Annotated in this window: 14 protein-coding genes and 1 pseudogene; 7 read left to right on the top strand and 8 right to left on the bottom strand. The window is 44.9% G+C overall.

Annotation, left to right across the window (positions count from 1 at the left end; translation table 11 throughout):
* Positions 1-136 precede the first annotated feature (136 nt).
* The 6 genes and pseudogenes from IM322_RS10550 to IM322_RS10525 form a co-directional block, all read right to left on the bottom strand.
* Positions 137-346, bottom strand: a pseudogene (locus IM322_RS10550) (DUF433 domain-containing protein); the annotation flags it as partial.
* Positions 347-792: 446 nt separating this feature from the next.
* Positions 793-2,703, bottom strand: a complete 1,911-nt coding sequence (gene dxs, locus IM322_RS10545) for a 1-deoxy-D-xylulose-5-phosphate synthase (protein ID WP_158202574.1) — start codon at positions 2,701-2,703, stop codon at positions 793-795.
* 73 nt (positions 2,704-2,776) lie between these two features.
* Positions 2,777-3,547 (bottom strand): nickel pincer cofactor biosynthesis protein LarB, encoded by a 771-nt coding sequence (gene larB / locus IM322_RS10540; protein ID WP_287674957.1) that lies wholly within the window; start codon positions 3,545-3,547, stop codon positions 2,777-2,779.
* A gap of 188 nt (positions 3,548-3,735) precedes the next feature.
* Positions 3,736-5,484, bottom strand: a complete 1,749-nt coding sequence (locus tag IM322_RS10535) for a ribonuclease J (RefSeq protein ID WP_287674954.1) — start codon at positions 5,482-5,484, stop codon at positions 3,736-3,738.
* Positions 5,485-5,722: 238 nt separating this feature from the next.
* Complete coding sequence (dapA, locus tag IM322_RS10530) at positions 5,723-6,616, bottom strand: 4-hydroxy-tetrahydrodipicolinate synthase (RefSeq protein ID WP_287674952.1); 894 nt, start codon at positions 6,614-6,616, stop codon at positions 5,723-5,725.
* Positions 6,617-7,005: 389 nt separating this feature from the next.
* Positions 7,006-8,043: an aspartate-semialdehyde dehydrogenase gene (locus tag IM322_RS10525; RefSeq protein WP_286827118.1), complete on the bottom strand. Its 1,038-nt coding sequence runs from the start codon at positions 8,041-8,043 to the stop codon at positions 7,006-7,008.
* A gap of 324 nt (positions 8,044-8,367) precedes the next feature.
* Between IM322_RS10525 and tig the strand changes: the two genes are divergently transcribed.
* The 5 genes from tig to IM322_RS10500 all read left to right on the top strand — a co-directional run bounded on the left by tig (position 8,368) and on the right by IM322_RS10500 (position 13,312).
* Positions 8,368-9,759, top strand: coding sequence for a trigger factor (gene tig / locus IM322_RS10520; RefSeq protein ID WP_287674949.1), 1,392 nt, complete (start codon positions 8,368-8,370; stop codon positions 9,757-9,759).
* Positions 9,760-9,959: 200 nt separating this feature from the next.
* The gene (gene clpP, locus IM322_RS10515; protein ID WP_002736918.1) at positions 9,960-10,661 is read left to right on the top strand and encodes an ATP-dependent Clp endopeptidase proteolytic subunit ClpP; all 702 of its coding nucleotides are present in this window, start codon (positions 9,960-9,962) and stop codon (positions 10,659-10,661) included.
* 7 nt (positions 10,662-10,668) lie between these two features.
* Positions 10,669-12,003 (top strand): ATP-dependent protease ATP-binding subunit ClpX, encoded by a 1,335-nt coding sequence (clpX, locus tag IM322_RS10510; RefSeq protein ID WP_287674947.1) that lies wholly within the window; start codon positions 10,669-10,671, stop codon positions 12,001-12,003.
* 21 nt (positions 12,004-12,024) lie between these two features.
* Positions 12,025-12,231 carry a hypothetical protein gene (locus tag IM322_RS10505; RefSeq protein WP_149988400.1) on the top strand — a complete coding sequence of 69 codons (207 nt, stop codon included), beginning with the start codon at positions 12,025-12,027 and terminating at the stop codon, positions 12,229-12,231.
* A 223-nt stretch (positions 12,232-12,454) separates the two neighbouring features.
* On the top strand, positions 12,455-13,312 hold the full coding sequence (locus IM322_RS10500) for an alpha/beta fold hydrolase (RefSeq protein ID WP_287674945.1): 858 nt from the start codon (positions 12,455-12,457) through the stop codon (positions 13,310-13,312).
* 215 nt (positions 13,313-13,527) lie between these two features.
* Here IM322_RS10500 and IM322_RS10495 read toward each other — a convergent pair whose 3' ends face one another.
* Positions 13,528-14,478: an undecaprenyl-diphosphate phosphatase gene (locus IM322_RS10495; protein ID WP_287734455.1), complete on the bottom strand. Its 951-nt coding sequence runs from the start codon at positions 14,476-14,478 to the stop codon at positions 13,528-13,530.
* 229 nt (positions 14,479-14,707) lie between these two features.
* Between IM322_RS10495 and IM322_RS10490 the strand changes: the two genes are divergently transcribed.
* Positions 14,708-15,439, top strand: a complete 732-nt coding sequence (locus IM322_RS10490; RefSeq protein ID WP_287078392.1) for a glutathione peroxidase — start codon at positions 14,708-14,710, stop codon at positions 15,437-15,439.
* Between the two features lie 194 nt (positions 15,440-15,633).
* Positions 15,634-16,167, top strand: a complete 534-nt coding sequence (gene dps, locus IM322_RS10485; protein WP_286826256.1) for a DNA starvation/stationary phase protection protein Dps — start codon at positions 15,634-15,636, stop codon at positions 16,165-16,167.
* A 32-nt stretch (positions 16,168-16,199) separates the two neighbouring features.
* Here the strand turns inward: dps and IM322_RS10480 are convergent, their stop codons facing one another.
* Complete coding sequence (locus tag IM322_RS10480) at positions 16,200-17,483, bottom strand: protein kinase domain-containing protein (protein WP_287674942.1); 1,284 nt, start codon at positions 17,481-17,483, stop codon at positions 16,200-16,202.
* Positions 17,484-18,290 lie beyond the last annotated feature (807 nt).

Below are 18,290 nucleotides of genomic sequence, written 5' to 3'. Positions count from 1 at the left end.
TTCATAGAGCAAATACTGTCGGGCGGACAGAAATTCAAGCCCTCGGACAGACTACCCACTGTCTATTAGGTGAAAGCTTAGTAGATAAGGTAACTGGTTGAACAGGGAATCCCTCGCATGAGAGCGATGGGAGCGTCAACTGAGTTAATCGAGTGGCAAACAATAACGCGGCTAGAATATCCTCCCGTTCCAAATCATCGTAGTCGGCTAAAATATCTTCGATACTCATGCCAGAACTAAGTAATTCTAGGATAAATTCAACAGGATAACGCAATCCTCGAAGGCAAGGTTTGCCATGACAGATATTTAAATCGAGGGTGATTCGCTGCAAAAGTTGGTTTTCCATAGGTAATTCAGTGGCTTGTAATCGTCCAATCTTCTCTCCGCCTACTTCTACTATGCACAATTCTGTCTTTAAGTCAAGTTGCTTTACAAAACTTCAAGCAATTTCTTGGCAAAATTTAACCTTTAATGTCTCTTTTAGGAGGTGATAAGGGATTAAGTGCCTTGATTGGCGCGGGTTTTCGGCGATTACAAAGTTACATGGTCACACTAAGCCCACAGCATACCACGATCTTATCACATTACGAAATGTAACGAATCCTGCTTTTCAGCTAAATTTGGGCAAATTCGCACAAAATCTAGTTTTGTAAAGTTTTGTTGCATTGGCTTTTTATATTTAAATTTTCAATTATTTATTAGCTTAAGATAAATTTTACTTATTTATCTAGACCAAAAAAAACCAGTCTTCCCTAATTTTTCGGGAAAACTGGACAAGCTAATCTCTAGATTTTAACCAACCTTAGCGGTTTGTTTTTGGCTAAAAAATGCCGCTAAAACCTGTTCGGCAATCTGGGGACTGGTTAAACCCAAATCAGCGAAGGATTCCTCTGGTTTGGCGTGGTCCACTAATTTATCAGGAACCCCGAAACGTTTGACCGGAACCAGAATATTAGCATCCTGTAAAGCTTCCAAAACCGCAGAACCAAAACCACCCATCAAACAACCTTCTTCCAAAGTCACCACTTTACCAAGACGTTGGGCAAGAGGAAAGATAAGTTCTGTATCAAGGGGCTTGACAAAACGAGCATTAACCACTGTGGCTTCGATACCGTGTTCGCTGAGAATTTCAGCCACCTGTAGGGAAGTGTTAACCATCGTGCCGTATCCCAACAGAAGAATATCATCACCACTGCGGAGAATTTCGCCCTTACCGATGGGTAAAGCTTCCCAACCTTCCTCCATCAGGGGAACCCCTAAACCGTTGCCCCGGGGGTAACGCATGGCAATGGGTCCGCTGGTATGATTAATCCCCGTCACGACCATTCTTTGCAGTTCCGCCTCATCTTTCGGGGCCATAATGGTCATATTGGGGATACAACGCAGGTAGGCGATATCGTACATCCCCTGGTGCGTCGGTCCATCGGCCCCGACAATACCGGCCCGGTCCATGCAGAAGAAAACCGGTAGATTTTGAATGCAGATATCGTGAATAATCTGATCAAAAGCCCGCTGCAGGAAAGTAGAGTAAATGGTGACAACCGGGCGCATTCCTTCGCAAGCAAGACCACCGGCGAGGGTAACGGCGTGTTGTTCGGCAATTCCCACATCGATGTACTGTTTCGGCAGTTTTGCCTGAAATTTGTCTAATCCCGTCCCAGTAGCCATGGCGGCGGTGATACCGATAATGCGCGGGTCATTTTCCGCCAATTTAGTGAGAGTATGCCCGAAAACTTTAGAATAAGCGGGGGGTTTCGGTTTACTGGAGGGAATCGGTTTACCCGTGGCTAAATTAAAGGGATTTTGGGCATGATAACCCACTTGATCTTTTTCGGCCCATTCGTAGCCTTTGCCTTTAACGGTGGCAACGTGGACGAAAACCGGTCCGTGGACCTTATGGGCCTGTTTAAAAGTGGCGATTAATTCGGGAATATTATGACCATCAATCGGGCCAAAATATTTAAAGCCCAATTCTTCGATAACAGCGCCGACTTTGGGAACTGCTAACCGTTTCATTCCTTCTTTGACTCGTTCCATTTCCGGAGTGAGGGAGTCCCCGAAGAAGGGTAGATTTTTCAATTGTTCCTCGAGATTATCAGCGATAAACTGGACGGGTTCGCTAAGACGAACTTTATTGAGATAGCGGGAAATTGCCCCGACGTTCGGGGAAATGGACATCTCGTTATCGTTGAGGATAACCATGATGTTGGTGTTCGGTAAATGTCCAGCATGGTTAATCGCTTCTAGGGCCATACCCCCGGTTAAAGCGCCATCCCCGATGATCGATACCACCTTGAAATCTTCCCCCTTGGCATCCCGGGCTAAAGCCATTCCTAACCCCGCAGAAATGCTCGTAGAGGCGTGTCCAGCCCCAAAATGGTCAAATTTGCTCTCGCAACGTTTTAGATAGCCCGCAACACCGTTTTTTTGGCGGAGGGTGTGAAAATCGTTATAGCGACCGGTGAGGAGTTTGTGCGGATAAGCTTGGTGTCCCACGTCCCAAAGGACTTTATCGCGATCGAGATCGAGGGTTTGGTAAAGGGCGATCGTTAGTTCTACGACTCCTAACCCCGGTCCCAAATGTCCACCGGTAGCGGCGATCGTCTGGAGGTGTTTTTCGCGAATCTGACGGGCAATATCTTCTAATTGACGGAGTGATAAACCATGTAACTGGTTGGGATGAGTAATTTCACTTAGGTGCATATCGGCTTCTTTTTCAAAGTAGTTTATCCCTATACCAACTGTATAGGATATTCAGCCTGAGTTGAAGGAAAATCTAGGCTAATCTGGCCGCCGTGCGTAAAATTTGGCCAGCTAACATGGCGGCCCCAAAACCATTATCGATATTAACCACACCGATACCGACCGCACAGGAATTGAGCATAGTTAACAAAGGAGCAATACCACCGAAACTGGTTCCGTAACCGATACTGGTGGGAACGGCGATCACCGGGCGATCGACTAATCCCGCTACCACACTTGGTAAGGCTCCTTCCATTCCCGCAACAACAATTAACACATCGGCGGCATCCAGTAGATGGCGATGATTCAAGAGGCGATGAATTCCCGCTACTCCCACATCCCAGAGACGCTGCACGGAAAAACCGCACAATTGAGCAGTAACCGCCGCCTCCTCCGCTACGGGAATATCGGCAGTTCCCGCCGTTAGGATGGAAATTATCCCTTTTGGGGGATTTTCTGGGGCAGCTGCGGCAATGGCACAGATGCGGGCTAAGGGATAATAAACTAAGTCTGTCACCTGTTCCTGTAGCTGGGCTGCTATCTCTGCTTCAATGCGGGTGGCCATAACCACGGGACTATTTTGACGCAATACACCGATAATTTGGGCGATTTGAGCGGTGGTTTTACCCGGCCCCCAGATAACCTCCGGAAATCCCGTTCTTAATTGACGATGATGGTCAATTTTAGCGAAGTCTTCCACCGGTTCAAAGGCCAGATGTTTAAGTTTATCTAAGGCTGTCTCCGGGTTAATTTCTCCCCTGGCAACGGCGGTCAGCAGCGATCGCAAATCGGCAGCATGCAACATGATCAGTTATCAGTTATCAGTTATCAGTTATCAGTGGGTAAGTTAACAGTTATCAGATTTGAGTTTTAAGTGAGCAGTATGTGTTAAGTGAGCAGTATTGAATAGCAGTTTCTTGCCATCTTTTCACTGATTACTGCTCACTGCTCAATGATTACTGCTCACTGCTCACTGATTACTGCTCACTGCTATTAGGAGGCCATGGTAGCTGCGGGACGACGGCGGCGATAAGTACGATTGTTCGCTGGTTCCGTTGCCGCCGCTTGCAGGAGGAAAATCACTAAGGGTTGACTCTGTAACTCCCGTTTGATTAAACGTTGCAAAGTCGTCTCGATTTCGGCCCGCAAACCGACCCAATCCGTGGCCCCCGTCGCGGTTTTAAATTCCCCGATGCGATCGCTTAAACAGCGCTCGATCGCCCGAATAATTAACTGATTCAGCAGCGAGATTTCCACTTTTGTCACCACACCGCGCAAATTAATCTCTGGGGGTGCGCTTAATTGTCCCTCAGCGTTAACGAAGGATGCGATCGTAATCACACCATCTTCGGCTAACTGTTGTCTTTCCTGCATAATGTGTTCGTGGACTACACCCGCTTGATCGACTAACTCGATTCCCGAAGGCACTGGAGCGCCGATCGCGATGCGATCGCCAGTTAACTCGATCGTGTCACCATTTTTGACAATCACCATATTTTCGGCGGGAATCCCCATACTTTGGGCCATCTGAGCGTGTTTAACCAGCATTCGGTGTTCTCCATGCACTGGCACAAAAAACTTCGGCCGCGTCAAAGATAGCATCAATTTATGGTCTTCTTGGGAACCATGGCCGGAAACGTGAATTCCCTTATCCCGTCCGTAAACCACGTTAGCACCCTGCATCATCAGGCGATCAATTGTATTGACCACAGCGATCGTATTACCCGGAATCGGATTAGCGGAAAAGACAATTGTATCCCCCTGACGCACGCGAATATGAGGATGTTCACCCTTAGAAATCCGCGTCATGGCCGCTAAAGGTTCCCCCTGGGAGCCTGTGGTTAAAATGACGATTTTCTCATCGGCTAAATTGCGGGTCGCTTTCAAGGGTTCAAATAGATCATCGGGACATTTTATATACCCCAAATTGCGCGCATGAGCGATGACATTTAACATCGATCGACCCACTACCACCACTTTCCGGTTAAATTTCTGGGCCAATTTCAACACCAGATTAATCCGATGCACCGAGGAAGCAAAGGTAGTAATCATAATCCGTCCCGTTGCTTGGTTAAAAACCCGCTCTAAACCGGGATAAACGGCAGCTTCCGAAGGAGTATAACCGGGTACTTCCGCGTTAGTGGAATCACTCAATAAACATAGCACCCCTTTCTCGCCATGTTCGGCAATTTTTTGTAGATCAAAGAATTCGCCATCCACGGGAGTATGGTCAATTTTAAAATCTCCTGTGTGAATAACTACCCCTAAAGGAGTGTGAATTGCTACACAAAAACTATCGGCGATCGAGTGGGTATTGCGGATATATTCCACCATGAAAGATTTGCCTAAACGCACCATTTGCCGGGGAACAACGGTTTCTAATTTGGTACGATTTGCTAATCCTGCTTCCTCCAATTTATCCCGCAATAAGGCCATGGCTAGACGCGGACCGTAGATAATTGGTACATCAAATTGTTTGAGATGGTAGGGAATGCCACCGATATGATCTTCGTGACCGTGGGTGACGATCATCCCCTTAATTTTATGGCGATTTTCTCTTAGATAAGTCATATCGGGAAGCACTACATTGACCCCGTGCATATCATCGGAAGGAAAAGCTAAACCAGCATCCAGGAGAATAATCTCATCATCGTACTCAAAAACACAGGTGTTTTTGCCGATTTCGTGTAATCCTCCTAGGGGAATGATCTTTAGTTTTGCTTGGGTTTTATCTTGATTCATTAGGTATCCTTTGATGGTAAGTTATGGTGATTTTTCAGGTCGGTTTTGTGGACGGGAAATCTCAAAAAATGAATAGTTAGAATAAGTCTAACTAGGGGAACAAACCCTAGCTAAATTAACTTATATCAATACTTTCTAGCCGTTATAAACTATATTTATTTTCTAGTTAAGCTATTAATATTATAACCTATTTCTCGAAAAAATCCTAGTTTAGTTAGCCAAATTTTCTAGTATTTTTCTAAATTAAAGACAATTCTTGCATAATTTTTGCTAATCCTTCCTCTAGTTCGGGACTTAAGGAACATAAAGGAGATCGCAATCCCCCCACTTCCCAACCGACTAGATTTAAGGCCGCTTTAATTGGAATTGGATTAGTGGCACAAAATAAACCTTTAAACAGGGGAAATAATTTCAAGTTAATCTCGATCGCTTTGGCCGCATCTCCGGTTAATAAAGCTTGAATCATCCCTTGGATTTCTTCTCCCACCAGATGACTAGCAACACTGACCACCCCCACCGCACCACAGGTCATCAGGGGTAAGGTGAGAAAATCATCGCCGGAATAAATAGCGAAATTTTCAGGAGTATGACAGTAAATCTTACAGGTTTGTTCTAAATTACCACTAGCTTCTTTTACCGCCACAATATTATCAACTGCTGCCAGTTTAATAATCGTTTCTGGGGTCATATTTTGACCCGTACGACCGGGGATATTATAAAGCATCACCGGCAGATCGGGACAAGCTTTGGCAATGGTGCGAAAATGCTCGTATAAACCCTCTTGGGGAGGTTTATTGTAGTAGGGAACCACTTGTAAAGAACCATCTAAACCCAGTTTAGCAGCCTGTTGGGTAGCTTCGATCGCTTCGGAAGTGGAATTAGAACCCGTCCCCGCGATCACTTTTCCCCGACCATTAACCGCTTTTTTGACAATACTAAATAGTTCGTATTCTTCCTGCCAACTTAGGGTGGGTGATTCTCCCGTCGTCCCACAGACCACTATACCATCGCTACCGTGAGTAACTAGATAATCGGCCAATTTTTCCACCATCCGATAATTAACTTGACCCTCGACGGTGAAGGGTGTCACCATCGCCGTAATTACTCGTCCAAAATATGTTGTTTCACTCATTGATCAGTTATCAGTTATCAGTTATCAGTTATCAGTTATCAGCTTCTGAAGGCAAGAGGCACTCTTGCAAGAGGCAAAAGAAAGAATCTGGCAATCCTCCTAAGTAGGGAGGCACAATTAATTCTTTGTAGGATGGGTTAGCGCACTTCGTAACCCATGCAGGCGTTGGGTTTCATACTTCAACCCAACCTACGTTCATCTTATATTGAATTCCACCCACTCACTTACCTAAAAAGAAGGTTATCAACTAAGTACATCGAAGCTTTTAGCCTAACAAATCGAGTTATCAGTTTTTGAGCCATCAACAACCAGACTTTACTTATTCGATTAATTAGCTATTTTTCTAATTATCATCGCCTTGCTCTAGCTGATGGCTGATAGCTTAATTATCAAACTGTTGCTAATCTTGAACCGACGAGATTTTTCTTGACTAAAAGTTCGGCAATTTGTACAGCATTTAAAGCCGCACCCTTGCGAATTTGATCGCCGCATAGCCACAATTCTAGACCGTTAGGATGGGAGATATCTTGACGAATGCGTCCCACTAATACTTCATCGCGACCGGTGGCATCAATTGGCATGGGAAAATAATTAGCGTCCCAATCTTCCACTAATTTTACCCCCGGAGCGGACTGAAGAATTTCTCTGGCTTTCACTACAGAAAAAGGCCGACTAAATTCTAGGTTAACCGATTCCGAATGGGCCCGCAGAACGGGAACCCGTACACAGGTGGCGCTAACCCGCAACCCCGGACAAGCAAAAATCTTGCGTGTCTCATTCACCATTTTCATTTCTTCCTCGCAGTACCCTTGACCATTAATCGGGGTATTGTGGGGAAAAAGATTAAAAGCGAGGGGATAGGGGAAAGAATTGGTCGGAGGTTGCCGATTGTCAAGAATTGCTTGTGCTTGCTCTTTTACCTCCTCCATCGCTCGCGCTCCAGCACCACTAGCGGACTGATAAGTAGAAACTACTACTCGCTCGATCGCCTGTACTTGGTGAAGAGGCCAGATCGCCACTCCTAAAAGAATTGTCGTACAGTTGGGATTAGCGATAATGCCCCGGTGATTGTCCACACTGTCGGGATTAATTTCCGGGACAACCAGAGGCACTTCGGGATTCATGCGAAAAGCGCTGGAGTTATCGATAATCGTCGCACCGGACTCGACAATAGTTTTCGCCCAAGCTTTTGAGGTGGACCCCCCCGCAGAAGCGAGAACGATATCCACGTCCTGAAAAGAGCGCTCGTTTACCGCTTCGATTAGGAGACTTTCGCCCCGAAAATTGAGGGTTTTTCCAGCAGAACGCTCGGAAGCGAGTAATTTTAGACTAGCGAGAGGAAATTGACGACTAGCTAATAATTCTAGTAATTCCGTTCCCACGGCCCCGGTGGCTCCTAAAATAGCGACCCGTACTTTTTGACTCAAATTGTGTGACCTCCTGACGAGTTGGGTGATGATAATGATCCGAAGAAATCGTTACAGTAAAAAATCTTTTTTGTCCACCGAGTTATTCTAAAACTTGGATTGATCGGCTTTTGATCAGCAAAATTTTCTGATTGGGCTTAACTGCCCCAAGGACGGAATAAATTAAATATACCCCATTGACCGCTAAAATAAAAAGGTTGTGAGAGCTTGGGGAGCAACTGCAGCTATTCCCCTAGAATATCATGAGCGGGACGTATTCACCGCAGGCGCAAACGCCGCTCACCCCATTATAAACGTTCCTTGTCGTAAGAGCTAGAAAAATCAATGAAAGTTATTCAGGAAAAGCTTCCTGCCAGTCAGATAGGTTTAGAAATTGAAATTCCCGCCGAAACCACGAAAAACACCCACGAGAAAGTGGTAAAGAATTTAGCGAAGTCGGCCAATATACCCGGTTTTCGCCCCGGGAAAGTTCCCCGTCAGATTCTTCTGCAAAGATTGGGAACTAAAGCGGTAAAAGCGGCAGTAATTGAGGAATTAATTGAAAATTGCCTCGAATCTGCCCTAAAACAGGAGGGGATCGAGTCCCTGGGCAATCCGCAGCTATTGTCTAAGTTTGAGGATTTGATCGCTGCCTATGAACCGGGTAAAGTTTTGACTTTTTTAGCTTCCGTGGATGTGGCCCCGACAATTGTTCTCGGAGATTACGAAAATCTGAGCGTTACTGCCGAAGAAACCGGTTATGATCCCGAATCCGTGGAAAATTGGTTTAAAGAGCGTCAAGAACAATTAGCGACATTGGTTCCCGTGGAAGATCGCGGGGCGCAGCTGGGAGATGTGGCGATCGTTGATTATCGAGGAAAATCCGCCGAAACCGGCGAAGATATCCCGGATATTGACGGCGAAGATCTGCGGGTGGATATGGAAGCAGGACGCTTTATCGAGGGGATGGTGGAAGGAATTATCGGCATGAAACCGGAAGAAGTCAAAGAGATGACTTTAACTTTCCCAGAAGATTATCCCAAAGAAGATGTGGCAGGAAAAGCGGTAATTTTTACAATTACGATGAAAGAGTTAAAAGCAAAGGAATTACCGGAGCTTGACGACGATTTTGCCCAAGAAGTCAGCGATCAGGAGACAATCGCCGAATTAAGAGCAAGTTTAGAGAAACGCTTCCAAGAACAAGCGGAAAAGGAAACCAAAGACAGCATTTATGAAGCTTTAACCAAGGAATTTGTCAAAGGTGCGACCTTAGATTTACCGGAGACGCTGATCGAAAAAGAAGTGACGCAAATTTTGACCCAAAGCTTCATGGAATTTCAACAAATGGGTCTAGATGTCAACCAGTTGTTTACAAAAGATAATATTCCCAAACTGCGGGAAAACGCCCGTCCCGATGCGATCGAAAGTCTGAAACAGACTCTCGTGGTGCAGGAATTGGCTAAAGTCGCGGGCATTGAAGTCAGTCCCGAAGCGGTAGCCGAAAAAATCGCTAAAATCATGGCGCAATTGTCCGATCGCGACATAGATATGCAGCGTCTAGAGGCGGTAATTACCGAAGAAATGCTGGCGGAAAACACCCTAGAATGGCTGAAAGAAAAAGCTACTATCACCCTTGTCCCCAAAGGTTCCCTAGAGGAAGAAACAAGGGAGGATGAGGAAACAGAAGAAGCCTTGGCAGCCGCCGAGGTGGAAGTGTTGGCAGCAGAGGAAGAATAACCGTAAGGAGTTAGCAGTCGTGTTGGGGTTTTAGGGTATTAGTTGAATTCCCCCATCCCCCATCCCCTGATTGCTGCCAACAAAGGAAAACTTAGGGCATAATGGATGGACAGACGTGCTAAAGATGCTTAACATTTGCCAGTAAAAGCTCCACAGCCAAGCAAAACCCCTAAGATTGTGATAGCGGAACCGAAAAAATTATGCTCGAATCGAGATCACCTGACTACCCAATTACCAGTAATTGTCGCCCGGCTATCTACGCTAACACCGGGAGAAACTCCCTAGCTAACGTTTTACCCGTGGTAATCGAACAGTCTGGCATGGGTGAACGGGCTTTTGATATCTATTCTCGACTCTTGCGCGAGAGAATTGTCTTTTTGGGAACTCCCGTCGATGATCAGGTCGCTGATTCGATCGTCGCCCAACTCCTCTACTTGGAGGCAGAAGATCCCGAAAAAGATATCCAACTCTATATCAACTCCCCCGGCGGTTCCGTTTATGCCGGACTAGCTATCTACGACACCATGCAACAAATTCGCCCCGACGTGGCGACAATTTGTTTCGGTTTAGCCGCTAGTATGGGAGCATTCCTGCTTTGTGGTGGCGCGGCAGGTAAACGGATGTCCCTACCCAGTAGCCGGATCATGATTCACCAACCCCTCGGTGGCGCCCAAGGTCAAGCTAGTGATATCGCCATCCAAGCCAAAGAGATCCTCTATATTAAACAGAGACTCAATACCATGCTGGCTCACCACACCGGTCAACCCTACGATCGCATCGCCAACGACACCGAACGGGACTTTTTCATGTCCGCTGTCGAAGCCAAAGAATATGGGTTAATCGATCTGGTGATTTCCCGTCCTGAACTGCCCGATCCTACCGTTCCCGTTACTTCCCTGTAAATAAACTATGTCTAAATACGACTCCCACCTCAAGTGTTCATTTTGCGGCAAATCCCAGGAACAAGTGCGAAAATTAATCGCCGGGCCGGGGGTCTATATTTGTGACGAGTGTGTGGAACTGTGTAACGAAATTCTCGATGAGGAATTGATGGAACCTCCTAGTCCGATCGCCCCAGTGGAGGAACGTCCCAACAAACGGCGATCGGGCCAAAACAAAACCACTTGGGAACAAATTCCCAAACCAAGAGAGATTAAAAAATACCTCGATGACTACGTTATTGGTCAAAATGAGGCGAAAAAAGTGCTTTCTGTGGCCGTTTATAACCATTACAAACGCCTCAAAGATATCCAAACCCAAAAAGCCGGTGGCGGCAATCCGGAAGATAGCATCGAACTGCAAAAATCTAATATTCTGTTAATCGGTCCCACAGGATCGGGAAAAACCCTTCTAGCTCAAACTCTGGCTAAAATCCTCGATGTACCTTTTGCTGTCGCTGATGCCACCACTTTAACCGAGGCCGGTTATGTGGGGGAAGATGTGGAAAACATTCTCTTGCGTCTGTTACAAGTGGCAGATTTAGACGTGGAAGAAGCGCAGCGGGGCATTATCTACATCGATGAAATCGATAAAATTGCCCGTAAGAGCGAAAATACCTCGATTACCCGGGATGTGTCCGGAGAAGGGGTACAGCAAGCTTTACTGAAAATGTTAGAGGGAACGATCGCCAATGTTCCCCCCCAAGGCGGCCGCAAACACCCCTATCAGGATTGTATTCAGATTGACACCAGCAATATCCTGTTTATCTGCGGTGGGGCGTTTGTCGGTTTAGATAAGGTGATCGATCAGCGTCTCGGTAAAAAATCCATGGGCTTTATTCAACCGGGAGATGGCCAAGCTAGTAAGGATAAGGTAGCGGCAGGGTTATTAAAACAAATGACTCCCGATGATTTAGTCAAATTTGGCATGATTCCAGAGTTTGTCGGTCGAATTCCCGTCCTAGCGGCACTGTCACCCCTGGATGAGGAAGCTTTAATCGCTATCCTGACGCAACCCCGCAACGCTTTGGTGAAACAGTATCAAAAACTGTTGAAGATGGACAATGTACAGTTAGAGTTTAAATCTGATGCCGTCCTAGCGATCGCCCAAGAAGCCTATCGTCGCAAAACCGGGGCCCGGGCCCTACGGGGTATTGTCGAGGAATTAATGCTCGATGTCATGTACGAATTGCCCTCGCGCAAGGACGTGAAACGATGTTTAATCACCCGCGAAATGGTGGAAAAACGTTCCACGGCAGAGCTATTGGTTCATCCTTCCTCTTTACCCAGTCAAGAATCCGCTTAAGGGGAAAAATCGAGGATAACTATGCTCAATACCGTTCCCGCGATTGTCAAAGAAGGCTGGATCGAACTCCTCGAATCCGTGCCGATTCCAGAGGGTACTAGGGTTTTAGTCACCCTCATCCCAGAGGAGACAAACTCGGACTTCTGGCAAAAAGTCAGCGAAACTGCTCTCGCTAAGATTTGGGATAATCTGGAAGACGACATCTATGAACGATTACTCGAAGCTTGAAATCGTTCTCGTTCGTTATCCTTAAGAGAATCGGACGACTATCGGACACAGATGCGCGACGTTGGCAAAACTCTTGACGAGGATGGCTAGGTATCTAAGTAGGTGGGTGGAATTAAATATAAGATGAACGTAGGTTGGGTTGAAGCATGAAACCCAACGCCCGCATGGGTTACGCTACCGCTAACCCATCCTACAAATAATTGTACCTCCCTACTTAACTATCATGAAAACCGAAATAATCGATAAAAAAGTCACTGTCCGCGGTGTTCCCCACTATTACGAGTGGATTCGGGGGTCGGAATCTGCCCAGAAAAAGCCGGTTATGGTGTTTATTCATGGTTGGGGAGGTTCGGGACGCTATTGGCGCTCGACTGCTGCGGCAATTTGCGATCGCTTTGATTGTTTATTGTACGATATGCGGGGTTTTGGTCGGTCTAAATTGCCGGAAAAATCTCTTGATCTTTCCTACGATTTAGAAGAATATGCCCTTGATTTGGCCTTGTTTTTAGATAGTTTGGAAATTGAAAAAATCTATCTCAATAGTCACTCTATGGGGGCATCGGTGGCGACTTTTTTTATTACTATGTACCCCGAAAGAGTGGTCAAAGCAATTTTAACCTGTAATGGCATTTTTGAGTATAATAAAGCGGCTTTTGCCGCCTTCCATAAATTCGGTAAGTATGTGGTACAGTTTCGTTATGATTGGTTTTTAAAAGTACCTTTTGCCGATCGATTGTTTATGGCGAGATTTTTGCATCGATCGATCCCAAAATCAGAAAGAATTGCTTTTTTAGAAGATTTTTTAGCGGCAGATTACGAGGCCGCCCTAGGCACAATTTATACATCTGTGAGTAAAAAAGCAGTGGAAATTATGCCGGGTAAATTTGCTGAGATTAAGATACCAACTCTTTTAGTATCAGGGGAAAAAGACATTATTATCCCTGCCAAAATGGGCAAAATAGCGGCGGATTTGAATAATAATATCCAGTATGTGGAGATGGCTAATACTGCTCACTTTCCCATGTTAGAAGATGCCCCTACTTATCTAAAAAAATTGCAAGATTTTTTAGAAATTAATTAGGGTTTGCTGAATAAATATAAAACCCTTCAAAAAGTGCCATATCTGGGAGTGATCTAGGGGAAAATTCCGGGACTTTTTTCCTGAAAATTAGGTAGTTGACCACCTGAAAATCGGTAAAACCCATCCCCCATCCCCCATCCCCCATCCCCCAACCCCCATCCCCCATCCCCCACCGAAAAACTTTTTCAGCAGACCCTAATTAGAATGCCAAAAGATCAGGAAAAACGCCCCAGGGCCACACCAATCAGGATAGTAACCCCGAAAAAGAGACGATACCAGACAAACACCCAGGTACTCTGTTTTTTGAGATAATCTAATAACCAGGCGATCGAAAGATAGGAAAATATCGCCGAGGAAATTACCCCAATAGCGAGGGGAATTAATTCACTGGTGTTAATCTGGTCGAGAACTCCTTTAAATTCCACTAAACCGGCTAAAGTTATCGCCGGAATCCCCAAAAGAAAGGAAAATCGCGCCGCTACTGCCCTTTCTAATCCCATGAATAACCCGGCAGTTAAGGTGGACCCAGAACGAGATACACCCGGTATGAGGGCTAAAGCTTGGGCTAATCCCATTAAAACCCCGTCTTTTTGTCGCAAAGTCTCAAAACTGCGTTTATGTTTCCCGATTTTTTCGGCTGTAGCTAAGAGTAAAGACATGACTATAGAGGCACAGGCGATCGCTGTCATGCTTCTCAGGGGGGAATTATCTAAATCGGGAATGAAAAGTTTCATTAACAAACCGAAGAAAACAATCGGAATTGTGCCTAGGATAATCCCCAGGGCTAAACGAAAATCCTGGGAACGATAATCGGAACTAGCCACCGCTTTCACCATTCCTGTGGATATTTGCCTTAAATCCTGCCAAAAATAGGACAATACCGCCGCAATACTGCCCAATTGAATCACTGCTGTATAGGTGACACCGGGATCTCCCCAACCCAAAAAGACGGGAATCGCTTTTAAATGAGCGGTACTACTAATCGGTAAAAATTCCGTCACTCCCTGCACAAATCCCAAAAAAATCGCCTGTAACCAGTCAATTTTGGCTAGAGGAATCCTATTCGTGGTTGATTGGGCAATGGCAGCGGGTGTAATCGCCAAAATCACCGTTATTATCGCTAGTCCTAGCCATTTATAGCTTTTTTTCAGTAAGGAAAACATCATTTTTCAGTAAAAAAAGGGGTTGGGTGTAGGGTGTGGGGGGAGATGGGGAAATTAACTAATCAATATTACTGCCTTTTGTCTATGTCCCATTCTCCTGTCTCGGAGTCCCCTGTCTCGGAGTCTCCTGATTTGAGCATAAATACTTGTTGACAACTCATAGTCGTTATGAGTACACTTAATTTAGACAAACTCAAAATGAGTACGACTTAGCAATTAGGAGTTGACGATTATGCTACCAAACCGAGAAGGCCAGAGAGTTCCCGATGTCACCTTTCCCGTGCGTCAAAATAATCAATGGGTGAACATCACCAGCGAGGAATTATTCAAAGGAAAAACCGTTGTTCTTTTTGCCTTACCGGGGGCATTCACTCCCACCTGTTCCACCTCCCATTTACCCGGATATAACGAATTAGCCCCAGTTTTTCGGGAAAATGGCGTAGATACTATTGTTTGCTTGTCGGTAAATGATACCTTTGTCATGAACGAGTGGGCAAAAGACCAAGAATGTGATAATGTCCTTTTGATTCCCGACGGAAACGGCGAATTTAGCGCAGGAATGGGGATGTTAGTCGATAAAGCTGACTTAGGTTTCGGTAAACGTTCTTGGCGCTATTCGATGCTAGTCAAAGATGGTGTTATCGAGAAAATGTTCATTGAACCGGAAGAACCGGGAGATCCTTTCCAAGTCTCCGATGCAGAAACGATGTTACACTACATCAACCCATCCGCCAAAAAACCGCCTTTAGTCTCTCTTTTCTCGAAAGTCGGTTGTCCCTACTGCCTCCGGGCCAAGAAAATGCTAGAAGAAAAAGGCCTACAATACGAGGAAATTATCCTCGGACGCGATGCCACCAGTCGTTCTCTGCGGGCCATGAGTGGCAATACCACCACCCCACAAGTCTTCATTGACGGCCAGTTAATTGGCGGTTCGGAAGAATTAACGGCTTATTTAGGAGCATAATCAATTATCAGCTAGACAAAGGACTAGGCATTAAGTTGAGGACATTCTTAAATTTTGGCACTGATTCACAGCTTACTGTTGCCTGTCCCTGTTACAAAGGCGCAGGACTTGCACCCATAATGTAAACATGGTGAACATTTTTCAGCCAATGTCCAAGAGAGCCTTTTTTGTTTTTCAATTCAAGGAGAAAGATTATGGTAGCCACTCCAGTCAAAACCAAAACCACGGGACAATACTACCCCACCCGCATCGATTTAGCATTAGATATCCGCAAAGCTATTGTGGAAATCTTAAGCCAAACCCTTGCCGCTAGTTTAGACCTAAAAACTCAGGTTAAACAAGCCCACTGGAATGTAAAAGGTTTAAATTTCTACCAATTGCACAGCCTATTCGACGAAATGGCCACGGAATTAGAAGGCTATGGTGACATGGTAGCAGAACGGATTACCGCTTTAGGTGGAACCGCTTTGGGAACAGCGCGCATCGCTGCCGCTAACTCGATTCTGCCAGAATATCCGGCTGATATCGTCGATGGTAGTGAACATATCGTTGCTTTAGCCGAACGTTATGCTTTATACGCTTCCCATCTTCGTTCTGCTATTGATACCACCGGCAATCAAGGGGATGCCGACACAGCAGATCTCTATACGGAAATCTCCCGGGACATCGATAAACGTCTCTGGTTCCTAGAAGCGCATCTGATTAAATCGGAAGATGTTATCAGATAAATTTGGGGTGTATTAACTTAGCTTAATACACCTTAAATTCTCGTAATCGGTAAACGTAGCCAATCGCTTAACTGTTGTGCCAACCAATCTAATTCGGCTTCGCTAACATCTTCACTAGCAGTGATAATATATTCTCGATGGTTAGCAATGAGAACCAGACAAGGAGGAATAATATTAACATTTTCTCCCTGCATAGTGACGGTGACATTGCGACGAATAAGACTAGAGATTTCGGAACTAGCAGCATCGGCAGTTAGTTTAAATTTCAGCCCCCAGAGTTTTTGGTAGAGAGAAACTTTTTTGGGGGTAATTTTTAACTCTAGTTCTCCCTGCCAAAAAGATTTCCATAACTGCCAAGATAAACTAGAGGAGATTAAATTGAGCAGAAAAATTAGGATAATCGGGATTAAAAAAGCGACCAGTTTGAGATCATAAATAGCGACTATGGTTAAGAGAATGATGGTAAAAAATAGGGATGGTAAAAACTGTCTTAACTGGGTTTTGAGATTGTTGAAAAACTTTTGTTTGGTTTTACTAGCGATTTTTATTTGCAGGAGATTATCTTTTTTATAAACAGTAACTTCGCTGCCGTAGGGTTTGGTCAGATTGCCAATAGATACTAGGATCAATTGACAACTATATAAGCTGGCTAAAGCTTCTGTCACCGAACGAAAATGAGAGTCTGGGGGGGAGTTTGATAATCTTTTTAACCAATAGATGAAAAAAGCACTTAGATTAGTTTTTTGTTCAAAGTTTTCGGGTATGTAACGATGCTTAACCCCCGTGGCTAAACTAATCAAAGTTTTGCCTATATCCTGTAAGTCCCTGGTGGGAGAATCGGAATCAAAGGCAAAATCAACTAGATAAAAACGATGGGACTGGGTATCAAAGAGGATATTACTAAGTTTTATATTGCCGTGGTTAAGGGGTACATCCTGCTGATGGAGATAGGAGAGAATCTCCAAGAGATATTTGGCAATTTGTTTTAGATCTTGTTCGGCTAACAAATAACTGGAGCTAACATAGTTTTCTAAAGGTTGCGCTGATAAATAAGGCCGGACAATAGCGATGATTTGTTCTTGGGATGAATCTATCTCAAAGCTATCGAGATATTTCGGGAGAGATGGGTGGGAGAGTTGTCGCAATAGGGCAATTTTACCGGTTATTTCTCCGATAAACTGACTCCCTTGCCCCCTAGGAACAGAAATAAGTTTAATGATAACTAACTCGTTGGTGTGTCTGTCCCTAGCTAAGATAGTTTTTTTTCCCAGTAACTGTTGGACTTGATAACGACTATGGAGAACTCGATCGAGCATGGGGGAGGATGGAGTAAGTAGTATCTCTAGGATAGCTCACTCTGGAAACTATAGCCCCCATCTTTAGCATCCTTTTAATATTTTAACAATTGATTAAAAATTGCCGCTTTACCTAGAAAGAATTGCTAGGCCAGTCCTATTTGAGTTATTTTAATTATCTATTCGCCAAGGCTGCCGGCAAGGGGAGAGCAAAAGGGAACGGTGAGCATTTCTAAGACTGCCATGACTTTTTCTTGTTGGTTAATTGCCTAGTAATCCTAACGGATTGCTGAACATATTACTGTCTTAACCATGTTTTCAGTTTTAGCGAACACTCACGCCTAATTGTAGCATTTTTATCGATTTTTGTCAAGATATATTTGACATTTTTTTATCTTATTTATTTGACAGGATTTATTAGAAAAAGGGTTTCTAAAAGAAACCCTTTTTCTGCCATTCAACTAATCCTATTTGACCTAATAGGTAAGGTTTTTCGTACGAAGAATTGCCTGGTGGGACTGCTCCTGACAAGTTTCCAACTAATCCTATTTGAGCTAATAGGTAAGGGTTTGGTGTCGTCGCTTTCTTAGTCTCCACTGTTCCTGCGCTTCGTTTCCAACTAATCCTATTTGACCTAATAGGTAAGGAAAAATGAGGGTCAAAATCCATACCTAAAACTCTCACATGGTTTCCAACTAATCCTATTTGACCTAATAGGTAAGGAGTACCCCTTGGAAAGCCTTATCGAGAGGGGAAGACAGACACCCAAATCGACGCACCTGCAATGCATAGGGTAAAAAGGTGGTAGTGGGGGGGTAAAAGTCCCGA

The organism is Microcystis sp. M109S1, from assembly GCF_020247025.1.
Classification (GTDB): Bacteria; Cyanobacteriota; Cyanobacteriia; order Cyanobacteriales; family Microcystaceae; genus Microcystis.
The sequence above is the reverse complement of the archived record's forward strand: the minus strand, read 5'-3'. Positions and strand labels throughout refer to the sequence as shown.